Annotated in this window: 12 protein-coding genes and 1 pseudogene; 2 read left to right on the top strand and 11 right to left on the bottom strand. The window is 42.2% G+C overall.

Features of this window, described 5'->3' with window-relative positions:
• Window positions 1-133 precede the first annotated feature (133 nt).
• Together ACBP55_RS13025 and ACBP55_RS13020 are read right to left on the bottom strand one after the other, a co-directional pair.
• Window positions 134-628: a contact-dependent growth inhibition system immunity protein gene (locus ACBP55_RS13025; RefSeq protein WP_464652080.1), complete on the bottom strand. Its 495-nt coding sequence runs from the start codon at window positions 626-628 to the stop codon at window positions 134-136.
• Between the two features lie 110 nt (window positions 629-738).
• A pseudogene (locus ACBP55_RS13020) lies at window positions 739-1296 on the bottom strand (histidine phosphatase family protein).
• A 179-nt stretch (window positions 1297-1475) separates the two neighbouring features.
• Here ACBP55_RS13020 and ACBP55_RS13015 point away from each other — a divergent pair.
• A complete protein-coding gene (locus ACBP55_RS13015; RefSeq protein WP_464652079.1) occupies window positions 1476-1877 on the top strand; it encodes a hypothetical protein in 402 nt (133 codons plus the stop codon).
• 93 nt (window positions 1878-1970) lie between these two features.
• Here the strand turns inward: ACBP55_RS13015 and ACBP55_RS13010 are convergent, their stop codons facing one another.
• The 5 genes from ACBP55_RS13010 to ACBP55_RS12990 form a co-directional block, all read right to left on the bottom strand.
• The gene (locus ACBP55_RS13010; RefSeq protein WP_464652077.1) at window positions 1971-2384 is read right to left on the bottom strand and encodes a hypothetical protein; all 414 of its coding nucleotides are present in this window, start codon (window positions 2382-2384) and stop codon (window positions 1971-1973) included.
• 124 nt (window positions 2385-2508) lie between these two features.
• Window positions 2509-5619 carry an S-layer homology domain-containing protein gene (locus ACBP55_RS13005; protein ID WP_464653309.1) on the bottom strand — a complete coding sequence of 1037 codons (3111 nt, stop codon included), beginning with the start codon at window positions 5617-5619 and terminating at the stop codon, window positions 2509-2511.
• A gap of 131 nt (window positions 5620-5750) precedes the next feature.
• Window positions 5751-7457, bottom strand: a complete 1707-nt coding sequence (locus tag ACBP55_RS13000; protein WP_464652076.1) for a type 2 periplasmic-binding domain-containing protein — start codon at window positions 7455-7457, stop codon at window positions 5751-5753.
• Window positions 7458-7463: 6 nt separating this feature from the next.
• Window positions 7464-8528, bottom strand: coding sequence for a response regulator transcription factor (locus ACBP55_RS12995; RefSeq protein WP_464652075.1), 1065 nt, complete (start codon window positions 8526-8528; stop codon window positions 7464-7466).
• The gene (locus tag ACBP55_RS12990; RefSeq protein WP_464652073.1) at window positions 8525-10327 is read right to left on the bottom strand and encodes a sensor histidine kinase; all 1803 of its coding nucleotides are present in this window, start codon (window positions 10325-10327) and stop codon (window positions 8525-8527) included. The genes ACBP55_RS12995 and ACBP55_RS12990 overlap by 4 nt, the downstream gene beginning before the upstream one ends.
• 732 nt (window positions 10328-11059) lie before the next feature.
• On the opposite strand from ACBP55_RS12990, the gene ACBP55_RS12985 reads away from it, so the two are divergent.
• Entirely contained in the window at window positions 11060-11335 is a 276-nt protein-coding gene (locus ACBP55_RS12985) for a hypothetical protein (RefSeq protein ID WP_171645654.1), read from the top strand.
• Window positions 11336-11427: 92 nt separating this feature from the next.
• Here the strand turns inward: ACBP55_RS12985 and ACBP55_RS12980 are convergent, their stop codons facing one another.
• From ACBP55_RS12980 to ACBP55_RS12965, 4 genes are all read right to left on the bottom strand, one after another.
• The gene (locus ACBP55_RS12980) at window positions 11428-11784 is read right to left on the bottom strand and encodes a DUF6463 family protein (protein ID WP_464652071.1); all 357 of its coding nucleotides are present in this window, start codon (window positions 11782-11784) and stop codon (window positions 11428-11430) included.
• Window positions 11785-11892: 108 nt separating this feature from the next.
• Window positions 11893-12462, bottom strand: a complete 570-nt coding sequence (locus tag ACBP55_RS12975; RefSeq protein ID WP_464652069.1) for a hypothetical protein — start codon at window positions 12460-12462, stop codon at window positions 11893-11895.
• Between the two features lie 25 nt (window positions 12463-12487).
• Window positions 12488-13663 (bottom strand): ArsA family ATPase, encoded by a 1176-nt coding sequence (locus ACBP55_RS12970; protein WP_464652067.1) that lies wholly within the window; start codon window positions 13661-13663, stop codon window positions 12488-12490.
• Window positions 13664-13710: 47 nt separating this feature from the next.
• A complete protein-coding gene (locus ACBP55_RS12965) occupies window positions 13711-14184 on the bottom strand; it encodes a MarR family winged helix-turn-helix transcriptional regulator (RefSeq protein WP_187273944.1) in 474 nt (157 codons plus the stop codon).
• Window positions 14185-14458: the final 274 nt, after the last annotated feature.

Here is a 14458-nt window from a genome sequence, read left to right as displayed (position 1 = left end):
GAAAATGGAGACAGAAATAACAGCCGTTAAGATAATCCGGCCGCATTTTTGTTCTTTGCACTATAGTTACCCGTTAGCTCAATAATGACCACTTTTGAACTCTGTATCGCTACAAGCCTATATTTTTCCTTTTCTATACTTTATTAATTGCATTATCAAGAATGCTAATTGTTTTCATCAAGTTTTCCCCTAAATCTTCTCGATCATGATCATCAAATCTTTGATTATCATATGGGATATTCAATGTGTGATCTTTTAAGTTCAGTAATACCTTTTGCAAGTAAGACTTTAATTCATTACAAAACTTTTCCCCCTCATTTTCCCACATATCCACTCCGACATAGCTAAATGATTCTAGAATTTCACCATCCCCAAGTGAGCCTGAGAGTGGATTTATTAGAGTTCTATTAATTGCTTCTGGTACAACGTGCGATAAAAATATTTCTTGCCGAATTAATTTGGCAATGTCTCCATTTGATAAATCGCGTATTTTTAGTAATTGAATTTTATCATACCAAACGGATAGAGGTATTCTAGAGTCGACCTTTAGATCATTTAGTATCCCTTTCAAAATAGAAATCTGCTCTAATGTCATTTCTCCATAATCATTATTTGCATTCAGAAACATTGTACACAAGCATCCTTTCAATTTAACTCATCGTTTCCGGTAACCTTCGCTTGCGACATTTGTAAACTCTTGTTTCCGTTAGCGGAATAAACTAAAGTAAAAACTTCGGGTTATCTTTTCCAAACCCTAGTCACTTCCTTAAGATTTAAGCCGTTTAAACTAAGTTTATAAATATCAGGCATATCCAACTGTCTCCAGAAACGAAAATCAAACGCAGCATCAAAGTGGTTCATCGTTAATACCATGAGGTTACCATGTGTACCAATGACTATGTTTTTACCCGTGTATTCTTTTAAAAATTGATTGAGGGCATTAACCCCACGTTTTTGTGCCTGTATATTTGATTCTCCACCCTCCCATGCAAAAGCGAAATCTTCCCATACCTTTGTAATCGCAATTTCAAAATCGTCAACAGGTTATAAAGATAACTCCCTTTCCTTAAAATCTTCAACAACCTTGATTGGCTCATCAATATGTTCAGCCGTTCCTTCAACCGTCTGGAACGCACGCTTATATGGACTGGACAACACAACCTCAATATTCTCAGTCTTAAGTAAATTCGTTACTTTATCTGCGTCTTGAATACCTCGTTCCGAAAGAGGTCTACCCAATTCATCAGGTGTATAGACTGAATGCGCATGACGAACAAAATAAATATTTGTATCCATTTCTACACTTACCTGCCTCTCTACGCTTTAATATTTGACGATTAATATTGGAATCCTGCATTAAACTGCCCTTTAGCTTAATACCATCAACACTTATTTTAATTAAATGACCTATTATGGAATTTTTATGGTAATCTTGAATTGATAATGGGAAAATTCCGTAAATTAGGTGATCTGCTGTGATTAATGTTATATTGGGGCTCATTTTTATTATCTTGTTAATAGTAAATTTAAAATATGAGATGCAAAAATCGATACACGTTACAATTACAATGATTACATTATTAATAATTTTTATCTTATCTAGTTCTTATGTATTTTACAAAAAACATAATTTATCTTTTTGGGACTACAGAGACTACAAGAAACAAGCACTGAATTATTCAAAGCAGTATGACCCTGATCATACATATGAATTTAGTAATCTCGAAAATCAAGGATGTGAGTGGATGGTAGGTTGCTCTGTTGTAGTAAAGTTAGAATCTACCTCTAGTTCGGATCAGTTAAAAATATTATTTAATGAAGGCAGACTTGTTCCAATAGCACGTCCAAGAGAAAAAAATGAAATGTTTCTCAATTAATCTGCCCGTTAGCACAACAGGCCACCGAGTTTATCACCGGCAGCCTGCTAGATCTTGTTATGAAGCTATCGTTCGCCGTTAGTTTAGAAAATTTTAGACTCTGTAAACACAGATTGAACAGATAGGGGCGTTTAATTCATCCCACACTTGATCATAGTCATCGACGTCCTTCAATTCAAAACAGATCCCTTTGACATCGGGCAACTTCACAACATAGGACTCATGTGTACACTTACCGAGATGCTTTTCGACTTCCGATATTGTATCACCGAGTCCAATTATTTCTTTATACTTCCCAAGGAAACCGTCAAGTGCCATTATCTGATACGTCTTATTCTCTTCCCCTAACCAGAACCACAATGTGGTTGTCTTAACGACTTTGCAGTTGGATCTTTCCTCGATTTGATATTTTTCAAGCAATTTTATTATCTGCTCAGCACTCATGCCAATTTGAAATGCTCCTATGCTTTTCCCTGGTACTACGTCCCCATATCTCAAAATATCCATACGATCACCCAATAGATGTGTCTTTGATTCATTTTACCATTAAACTAATCTGCCCGTTAGCGGAACAGGCTACCGAGATTAAATCAGCGGTAGCCTGTTGTGGTAATCTTATTCAACTATATTATTAGTTAATAAATCCGGCATACTGCAAAAATCTTTTTAACATCACTACAGCTTCTGCACGAGTTGCATTGGCGTCGGCTACGAATGTGTTGTCCGTTTGACCCTCAACTAGACCAGCTCCCGTCACTTGTGCAACCGCTGTTTGGGCCCAGCTGCTGATGCTGCTACTGTCGGTGAATTTACCGAGCAGCTCTGTTTGTTTCCCGTTTACGCTGTAGCTTTTTCCTGCCAAATCCATCGCCTTGGATAGCATTATTGCCATTTGCTCGCGGCTGATGTTAGCATTCGGATGGAAGGAGCCGTCCTCAAATCCGCTGATCAAACCGGCTTTTGCCGCCTCACCTACGCTACCTGCAAACCAATCCTTGCCGTTAACATCCGTAAAAGCCGCCGCTGCGTTATCGTTAAGCCCCAAAGCACGAACCAGCAACGAAGTGAATTCGGCGCGTTTGATCGTTTCGTCAGGAGCAAACTGAGAATCCGTCCGCCCTTTAATCAAGAGCTTGGAGGCCATCAGACCCACATCCGCTTTGGACCAATGGCTTTTCAGATCGTCAAAGGATTTGCTCGACTGAACAACAGTATAGATGCTGTTGCTGCGGTTCTTAATCATGACTTGAGTTTTGCCTCCTACGATTTGGAAGACTGCAGGGACAAAGGTCATTTCCCCGGTTGCCGGATTATACAAAATGGCTGTCGCAGTGCTTGGATCTGCCGACTGATTAATGACAAGATTGCGAGTTACGTACGTATTTCCAAAATTGTTGATTTCCACTGTCTTGCCGCCTGCACTCGCCGTTATACTAAATTCGATAACTTGCGCATTAGATCCACCAAGTAGGGTAACGCCATTGTGTATCGCTTTTTGCGAAATTTGATCGGCAACAGTTCCTGTCACCTTCTGAATTGTCACGCTGATTTGCACGTTTTTAGCGTCAGTCCCTAGCGTTTGTGCCACCTTCGCCGTATCGATGACCGATGTCGGTAAATGGTACGCTGTACCGTCGTCATTTTGAATAGAAATGACCGATTGAGGTATGGTTTGTTTCGAATCGGCAAGAACGCTCATAGGCAAGTCGACTTTGGCGACATCGCCATTGCCGGTAACTGCTATCGTGATGCTTTGCTTGCTTGCATCTTTTCCATTCAGTGCGCTTATAGCCTTGCTTAACCAGTCGCTTTCAACCACAACATGATCCACATTTTGACCGGACGGGGACTTTTCGTGTTTCGTTTCAGGATTGGACCCTGCTCCCTTTTCGCCTGTCGCTCCACCTGATGTTTGAGGCGTACCCGAGCTTGGAGTTATTGTGTCATTGGTGACTGCTAACTGGATACTATCGGAATTATAGATAACCTTAACTTTATAATCGCTAGGCAAACCCGCGGTCTCAACCGATGAGAATTGTCCATTCCGTTGATCCTTACCATGGGTTATGATAGTGACGACGCCGTTAGGAACATAATTACCCGTAAAATTCAGACGTAATTTCCCATTTGCATTTAACGCACTCTTAATCTCGAGTAGATCATCTTTACCGTTAAGGTTGAGCTCAAAAGTACCATTGTCAGATTGTGTGTAAGTTCCGCCGATAGTCATCTTCCCGTAAACATTTTCAACGATGGTTCCTCCGTTGTTCTCAACATCGCCGCTTCCGAAAGCCGTCTTCGAATCACCCTCAAGTGTTCCTTTGTTGATCTGTGTACCTCCGGAATAAGTATTGTTGCCCTGCAGCTTTAAAGTACCCGTTCCTTCTTTTGTCAGCTTTCCTGTACCGGAGATATCGTTACGCCAGCGATCCAATGCATGGAAACCGCCTTTGTTAGTATCCATTGTCACTGTAACGTCATTGACAAAAGCACCATAACCATCCGCAGCGGCAAAGAGATTAAGCCGTCCCCATCCCTCAGCATCATCAAGCAAAGGATAGCCTGATGGAAGACCAGTAGTAGCCAAAACCCAGCGACGTTGCGTGTTATCAAGGTAAGGCAGGCGTGTTTCCAGCAGGACCTCCGCTCCCTTAGGAACCACCATTGGGTTAGTCGTTGGATTTATCTGGCTAAATCCATATGTCAAACGTTGAGTATAATCCGATTTGTTCTTTGAGTAGTCGCTGAACCGATCTACCGCTGTACCGGTTTGCGTCAACAAATTCGCATGGGCATTGTCATAAGCAGCCTGCTTGATGGTTTGATTGGCCGGATCAGCCAAGGTAGCAGCCGCCAGGGATGTTGCCAAGACACGTCCTCCCATGACATCAAGAGGGGAATGCATACCGCTTATAATCCGGTTGTTTCCAAGCTCCGAGGCACGGGTCAACAGTTCCTGAAACCGTTCAGGCACAGCATAGGCCAACGACAAAGCGGCGAGATACGCAGCATTGGTATGACCGCTCGGGAAGCCGCCGTCCGAGGCCGGAGTGCTGCTTTCTGCAGGAACCAGGGTAGGGACAATGACATGATCACCAAACTGACGCCACGGGCGAGGGTACTGGTAGAAATTTTTGGATGGATTGCCTGATGCATAGTTGCCACGCAGCGTTCCGATCAGAGTGATCATCTTGCCAAGCTCGGAATTCACGTCGCCGGCGCCATTGGAACCGTTGCCGTCGTCGTGTTTAATCGTTGTGGCATCAGCCTCAACGCCTGTAATCGTTGTGTACGTTTTCGATTTGGTCCGATATACATCGGTAAGTGATCCAAGACCCTCTGTGACTGAATAAGTTTGGTTTCTTCGGTCATCCAAATAGGCCGCTGTTTCTTGATCAGCCGTGCGTCTAGCTGCGATATTGGCCACATACTGCATGTTAGCATCCAGCACAGCCGGGTACAGCTTGGTTCCGTTTTTCCAGTAATACACAGCATCCGTAACTTTGTCACCAGGTGTCCAAAGCTTCAGAAACTCGGATAGCGTTCCGATGGCCGCGTTGGGTACCGTCGTATTAGACGACGTATTGGTTTTGTAATTATCTACAAAGTACCCCCAAGATGGCGGTGAAGCCGGAGTCACTGTTGATGGAATTGTTGCCGCATTCGCAAAACTTCCGCCCAAGGAACTAAGAAATAATGGCAGCGATAATGCAACTGATAAATGTTTTCTTCCTACTTTCATCTTCAAATCGTATCCACTCCTGTAGTTTTTCTATGTTCAAACCTATTATAATCATCCAAAAAAAAAGAGCCCTTAATAATTTATAGATAGACCTATAAATTATTTGGGCTACTTTAAACATTTTGTAAACCTCACGGCTGCATTTCTGCCATTTGACGCTTCACGATCTCCCAAATATCTTTGGCAAGAAAGACTTGGTCTTTATTTTCTGCATACCATTGATTCATATAATCTTCAAGCTGCTTCCCGTTTGCTTTATTCCAAACAGCCTGTGCGTCTGATATAGCTTGCTCCGGGCTGTAACTCCCGCCGCTGATGATCGCTTTGACATAGAGATCCGATATTTCCTCAAGTAGTATCGTTTGGATCATATTCAGACTGTTCGGAAACACAGGCATATATTCTCCCACCGTTAAGCCGGGATACTGCTTGCTCGGATCAAGATACATGTTTTGGGCGCTTTTATAAAGATCCAGCGATATCTTTTGTTCAGGAACTTCCGGGTTCAATTTGTTGGTAATATATTCGCACTTTTTATTAATTTTAGTAACAAACATCAGATAATCCGCGTTATAGCTGACCTCATTTTTTTCTTTATACGTATCCAATACGCTCGGACAGCCATACGCGTTTTTTTGCCAATGTACCCCTTCATCTCCAACAAATTTTACCGATGTTTCCGGCTTCATCATGAAGTCGATATATCGCGCGTCAGCTTCAGGGGATTTCGTATGAACATTGATTACGGTTGTCATTTGAATCGGATTATTAATTGCGCCTGTGAACGCTCCCATGCTTGTTTTAGGATAAGCCATCGGTGCAACTTCTGCTCCCGGTACATTTTTCTTAAGAATAGCAAGGTCTGATAAGGTAAACTCGGTCCAATTGACGCTTGGATTAATATAAATACCGATCTTTCCCTTAAGAAAATCCTGCTTAGCTTTAGATCCGCTGCTATCGTGCATATAATCTTTATCAATGATGTGATGATCATATAAACGCTTCTTAAATGTAAGAGAAGCCAGTTCGTTTTCCCACTGACGTACTATGTTACCATCCTTAATCCCCCAAGAAAATTGAGTGCTTGATGATGAATCACCGAACATTTCGTTCAGAGCAGTCTCTGAATAATAACTAAGGTTTGTCCCATACGTATCATCCATTCCATCACCGTCCGGATCCATTTCGGTGAAAGCCTTAGCCACCCTAAAAAATTCCTCTTGCGTTTTAGGCACTTCTAAGTTTAGCTTTTTCAACCAATCCGTCCGAATAAAAAAAGCATGTAAGGGATTAGCTTCATTCAGCTTCCCAATTTCATACAGCTTGCCATCCGATTTGGTGCCAGCTTTCTTTAACTGCGGATATTGCGTGATTAATTTCTCGTATTCCGGCATAAACTTCAAAACATTGTCTAAAGGCAACAATTGGTTTTGTTCATACAAGTTGTTACGAGTAGTTGTATTGTATTCGTTAATGATGTCTGGAGCTGAACCGGAAGCAATCAATTTCATCAGGATTTGCCTCGATTCACTTCGCTGGATGGGAACGAACTTTACATGTACCGGTCCATTACGATCGATCCAATCGGTCCATCGATTTTCTGCGTAAGATCCCTCAGAAACCGGAATCATACCCCGGTCATAAACAGAAACCGTAATCTCATTTTTGGCTGAATGGTTGCCTGAATCACTTACATTATCATTAAAAAGTGTGTAATCAACTAGCACAACAGCCGCAGCAATAATAAACCCTAACGTAACTCCAATCCACAGCTTCTTATTCAGCATAATCGTTTTCTGATCCTCTTTTTCATCAAAATGATGGCTATACGCAACCATACACGCTTACATGGATATCGAATTGCGGAATTCCTTCGGTGACATTTGGTACTGCTGCCGGAAAACATTGGTGAAATAATTCGGTTCGTCGAAACCGGTAGCGCTGGCAATTTCTGATATTTTCATGTCGGAATTGCGCAGCAGCAGCGCCGCCTTATCCATACGCATGCGGTTTAAGTAGTTTTTAAATCTCTCCCCAGTTGCCTTCTTAAATAAAACGCTAAGGTAGCTTGGATTCATTTGAACGTAAGAAGCCACATCCGTCAAGCTGCAATCCTGTTCATAATGTTCTTCGATATATTTTACAGCTTTATCAATTGTATTTTTACTTTTCGATAACTGCCATCTTTGGAAGCAACTCATGAAGCTGTCACTAAGCACCTTTGTCCACACAAAAATTTTATCGGAAGTTAAATCGGTCATATCCATTGAAGTTTTGTTATACAGACCGCTCTCTTCGATATCCAAATAGTTCTGTGCAGTTCTTTGTAAGGCAACGGCCAATGACAAAGCTTCCAATTTTAATTTGTAATAAGGTAACGGCTTAAGGTAGGCTATAAATTGATCCAATACCTGCTGCAAAATACTCGCTTCTCCAGTTAATATGGCGGAAATGAACTGCGCCTCCAAATCCGAAATTCGCTTTTCCTCTAAGCTAAGCTCTGATTGCTGCACTTGCTTCGAATGGCACTCATTTAGCTTAAGAAAGGCTTTATGAAGCACATGACGAACATCTTGTTCCGAACACGGCTTTGTTAAAAAATCAAAAACGCCGAGCTTTACTGCCGCTTGTGCATGTTCAAAATTTCTATAACCGGTCAAAATAATAACGATAAGATCTGGATATTTATTCCGTAAAAGCGAGATGAAATCAATACCGTTCATGATCGGCATGTTAATATCCGTAAGCACCACATCCGGTTTGAAACGATCCAGCAACGGTAACGCATCTTCTCCGTTGCTTGCTTCGCCTACAACGATCCATTCAGGTTGATTGAGCTCAATCATTGTAACCAGACCTTTACGAAAATGAGGCTGATCCTCCACGATTAATACTTTACTGATTATCATACTTTAAACCCTTTCTTTTCAACGTTTCTGAATGGTAAAATGAGACGCATCTTTGTTCCTCCATGCAGTACACTGTTAATTTCTAGCCTATAAGGTGCGCCATACATCAGTTTAATCCTTCTTATCACACTATTTACCCCAAGACTGTCTCGACCATCATTCCGATGCAGCGGAGACATGCCATCCACGCCAACAATCTTCGATATACGCTCCTCATGGATCCCGCACCCATTATCCGCTATTTCGATTTCCAACAGATCATCATTTCGAATGGCTTTAATTATCAATTTCTTATGTGATAATTGGTTACGGAAAGCATGTACAAACACATTTTCTACTAGAGGCTGGAGCAAAGAACGTAATATTTCGCTTTCTTGCGCCTCCTCTTCCACCTCGAAAACTGTTTCTAATTCGGTTTCAAACAGCTCCGTTTGTATTTTGACATAGTTACGGACCTGGCCAATTTCATCTCTGAATGTCGATGGGATGTCTAACGGCATTAACGAGTATTTGAGCATCTCTGATACGGCTGTAACAAGAGAAGCTGTATCTTTGTCATTTTGCAAATAAAGCTTCCAATAAATTTCATTTAAAATATTATGGAGGAAGTGTGGATTCAACTGAGCCTGCAGCGCTTTTAGTTCCGCCTTCTTTTCACTCAATTGTGTGAGATAGACTTCATTAATTAAACGCTCAACTTTTTCTGTCATCTCATTAAAGCTTTCTCCGATGTAGGCCAGTTCATCTCTGGATCTGATCTTGATGCGAGTATCGAAATTGCCGGAGCGCACTTTTTGAAGGCCGTTTACTAAATCTTCAAGCGGCCGAAGCAGTTTTTTACTTGCCAGCATAATCAGAAGGCTTATCACAATCACACTGATGACACCAGTGTACAAAATTACTTGTAAAATCGTCTCGTTTTTTGACCGGATCGCCACCAGGGAAGTGCCGCTGACAAGTGAAAACTTAAACGCCTTCGAGTTGCTTTGAACAAATAAATACTGGTCCTTGATTTGAGCATGATTCAAGGCTTTCAACTGATTGAGCTCTTCTTCCGACTTCAAAGCCACATTGCTATATAATAAATCGTTCGACTGATTAAACAAATAAACCTTTCCCAAGTCGTCTTTCGTTAACCCTTCAAGGCTGCTGGAAAAAAAAGTTTCATCCAGAGTGATGATCAGCATGCCATAAGTATGCAAAGAGCTGTCTTTCATCCATCGAGCGGAAACAATCGATGGCCTAACCCCGTTAGGCTCTACCGAACTCGGCAAAGGAAATCTTAACCATATCAAATCCCCGTAGGATTGATTGATCTTAGGAAGAATAGCTTGATAAAAGGAAGCATCCAGCTCGTTAATCGACGGCGTATTAAAACGAAAATAAGACGGGTTCCCCTTTAGATCAAACATATACAATCCCGTAATGTACGGCGCATCCAATTTGATTTGATTGATTATTTCTTTTATTTGTTTTTTTTCGTAGTAGGAGCGAAAAGTATCATAGTTTCCAGTTGAATTGATTTCACTGATCTTATTTTCAATTTGAGAATTAAAAACGATTGACTGTGATATTCGTTGCATTTCCTGCAGTTTAAGATCCAATTTGGCCAAAGCTTCTTCATTGGTTTGGGAAAACTGCTTACTAATTTCTTTTTCAAATAAATCAAGGTTATAGTGGTATGTGAAATATCCAGCCGCACCAAATGCTATCAAAATAATAATGGATAGGCTGATAATGAGCTTGATCTTAAAGCTTCTTCCGATTACGAGGACTATTTTTTCCCACAACCACATCATGATGGATGAATTCACCTCAAAAAACTAATAACCTTAATAATAATTGATCTACATTAGGACAAAATTTTCTCATTGTAAATTACATGTTAATAAAAGCGCCTCTTACCTCAACGAAAAAAGGAACTGCCACGCGGCAAGCTCCTCCACTATCTGTTTCCTGTTAGTTCAATGGGCACTAATTTGATCCCCTGCTTAAGGTATATATTTGTTTGGATCTCTGAAAAAATCAACACAATTATACCTTCCAACGAGATTAAAAGTTTTCTTTGTCTCATCAAACTCAAGAACAAAAACTTCGCCTCGCATTCCTGAGTTGATGTTTGTATCCACGATAGCTATTCTATTTTAACTGAGTTGTACAACAGATTCGCCAGATGAAGGCATCTGTGTCTGCGGAGCATTATAACTAAACTGAGGGACAGGCTTCATTGCAATGATTATCAAGCAAATAAATATTCCTAATAACAAAAATGTCCTAGGTCTATCGCTCAAGTAATTCACCTCCATTTCATTAAACGAAAAAACAACCAAAAATTCCAATATTTAGTTTGAAGTTTTAACTATACTGCCCGTTAGCGGAGCGAAGGGCTACCACGCGGCAGCCCTTTCACTGTTTAACTATCGTTCCTCGTTAGTCTAGGCTCCGTTCATGCAAGAATTACATTAAATTACTGACTTCAAAACTACATAATGGTATAATTTCCCTATTAATTATAGGGAGATGATGATATTATGCCAGATGACATCCAGCTCTATATTCCAGTCAAAAAAGAAACTGTTGAAAAATCCTTTAATACACTCGACGACTTAACAGAAGACGACACCAATGAAGAACTTGTTCCCTTTACTCAAGAAATCGTTGAAAAAATCGCAGCCAAGTTTACCAACTTTGAATTAAACAATCTTCAAGTATCTGTGAGTGCAAAAATAGGATCAGGCAACGCATTAAAATGGGTTGTGAGTCTAGAAGGCACTGGTGGACTTGTTCTTAACTTTAAGAAATTGTAGAGTTAACTACCTTCGGGTAGTTTTTCAATGGGTATCACCTGTATTTTGTAGGGCGATGCTGGTACAAGCACGCGACGCGACAATGATTGACGCTACCTGCGTATGAGAATGACTGCCTGCGGAATGACGAGCCAGAAGCCGGATACCGGCATAAAAAATACACCAATCAAGCTAAGCGCCAGCAGGTGGACGCCAACGAATTTCGGTACGTCCTCCCCCTTGACCCGAATAAGCCAGTTCATCAAGCAGGCAAGCATAAACAAAAGAACACCAAAAAACAAAAACCAGAAAGTGGCAGCTCTGTCGGCATGCAGTTGGGGTTCAACCGCGTTTATAAAACCGTCATTCACGATATCAGTTATCGACTGCCAGTAAACGATAATTCCGACTACTGTGTGTAACGCAGCTGTCCAAGCGAGCATCACACCACTATGTTTTTTCAATTTCATCTTAAGCGTTTCTCCTCTGCCGATTGGCCGGTTATTTACGCGATTCCAACAGAATAATCGGGACAGGACGACTGAGTCGTCACCGCGGATTTGTACGGTCACCAGGGATCATCCGCGCTTGCTTTCCGCCCGCTTTTTGATCGCTTTCAGCATCATTCTACGAATGTAAGCACTGCCAGGATAAATGATCGCCCAGTACAGAGCAAACTTCACCTTAGAGGCACTGCCTGTCGTTTGAATCCGTGTTTCCGTACGGACAACGGCGTTCCCGTGCGGTCCTTCGTGCACACTGAAGTTCATGACAGATTTGGCATACCGCGAATCGACAAACGCATTAAAATCGTCTGCCGACTTCAGCTTTATTGGCATGTTTCCGGTAAGTTTCCAAAATTCCCCAACGACACCCACGACAAATTCCCGGTTCCGTTCTTCCTCCAGCAATAGAAAGCCATATCGCTCCATCTCTTCAACATATGGAAGCGTATCTGCCAACACCTTTCCTCTTTTACCCATTAGCAAGGATGGAAGCGTACGGATCGCAAACAACAGACGCAATAGCGGAATTTCAGTCGCTGTCACCTCCCGAATCGCTCGATATACGGTTCCCTGCTCCGCGTGTATGCCAATCTCATGGCGCTCTCCAAACTGGTAATCGGGCATGTAACGGTCGATCATCATGTTCATCTTCATCCTCTCTGAATGCTTACGATTCTACGACATGGCCAAAATGTATCATTAGTACACCCTCTGCAAGACGTGCGGCCTCCACCTGGCGTCCCAGTAAGACCCTAGGCAGTGCAACGATCCGTTTATAACTGCCGACCTGTAACGTCAATTCATCACCTTTTTGATTCAATTGGAGTTGTCTCTTCTCGGTAAAAGGAAGTGAGATTCGAAGCTCATAACCTGACTCTGTTTTCCTCACTTCCTCCAATATGCCTCTGTGGAGAATGGCTCCGCATTCCCGTTCATGAAAAGCTGCTGCCGCAACGCGCTTAAGCATCTCCTTGCCAACGACCTCCAAAGGCATCAGCGGAACCTTCAAGATCGGCAGAGGACTGAAGCAGTGGGTAATTTCTTCTTCGTACCGGTTTTGTATTTGTTTCCACTGTGCGAAATAACCTTCGGCCGCTTCTTCGGACAGCACTTTATTGACAATGACCGCATCAGTATGAAACCCGTACAAATTGAGGTTGGTAAAAGCCCTCCGCGTTTCAGAAATGACCATTTTTTCCGGATTCACGACGAGACGAATGCTGGTAATTTCGGGATCGGAGATTACCTGCTGCAGCTTTTCCAATCTATCAACAACTTGGCTGAAGCTATCCATAACATCGTCGCCGGGCAATTCCAAGCCCTTGGTCACTTTCATAATCGGGCGGGCCAACTTGAGAATCTTGCGCTCGTAAGGAAAAATATTTCGAACCCACCATCGAAGCAAATGGGGATAGCTAAGCAAACGCAGCGTCTCTCCAGTCGGTGCGCAATCCACAATGATTGCATCGAACTGCCCGCTTTCCACATGCTCTTTAATTCTTAGCAAACTGAACAATTCTTCTAAGCCCGGAAATACCATCAGCTCTTCAGATCTAATATCATCTAGGTTGGCCCACTGCATAAAATTTGAAAACCAGCTGCGCACGTTTCCCCAGTAGCGCTGAGTTTCCTTTAAGCTATCGATTTCTTGTGCCCACAGTCGCTCATCGACTAAAATCGGTTCGTGCTGGAGTGAAATGCCCAGAGAATCCGACAAACTATGGGCGGCATCGGTGCTTAAGACGATCGTTCGTTTTCCTTCGGCTGCCATTTGGTAAGCCGTTGCTGCGGCGATACTGGTTTTTCCGACGCCGCCTTTACCCGTGTAAATAATGATACGCAAACCAAGCACCTCCATTAGTACGATATCGTAGTATTTGCATAAAAAAATTATTGGATTTCAATTTTTCTAGACGTCGATGATTTCGAAGCCCCAGTGGGATCCGAATTATGCTGCAAAGCTTTGGCCACTTTCAGCGAAAGATGAATAAATTGCTGAAGCTCCTCGGCTGTCAGGGCAAGTTCAATACGGCCAAACATCGTATTCATCGTGCCGAGCGCCTCTTCGGCGATCTGCTCCCCGTCTTCCGTCAGACGATTGACGATGATTCGTTGGTCTTGTTGCGATTTCTCTCTATAGATGTAGCCTCTCCGCACAAGCCTTTTGGCAATACTGGTCACCGTGCTGAGCGGTGCACCTAGGTGATCGGCCATTTGGGACATCGTCAGCTGCTCATGAAATTTCAGCAACAGCAATGCGGAAAAATCTGAACTTGTGAGCTGAAGTTCCAGATGTGTTGTGTCAGGAAATATACTGAGCGGACGAAGACCGTTTTTAAAAATAAGCTCAAAAAACTGCTGCATGAACATCCCTTTCTTCTGCCAATAAACTACGATATCGTAATTACTAATGTTAATTTACTACATCTTCGTAGTAATATCAAGCTCATTTGTTCAACCTACATAGATGTATAAGAAGTACTCCGAATATCTATCAATACACAATATAATAAATATAAGTAAGCTTTTGTCCTTAAAGTCTCCGGCTCGAATCACTCCCCTACAAAATAGCATGTCGCTTCAATACTTCGAGAAGAATTAAAACTGCCCCGATATCGGAGAAAGGCGGCAGGCTGCC

This window comes from Paenibacillus sp. WG02, from assembly GCF_055396115.1.
The sequence above is the reverse complement of the archived record's forward strand: the minus strand, read 5'-3'. Positions and strand labels throughout refer to the sequence as shown.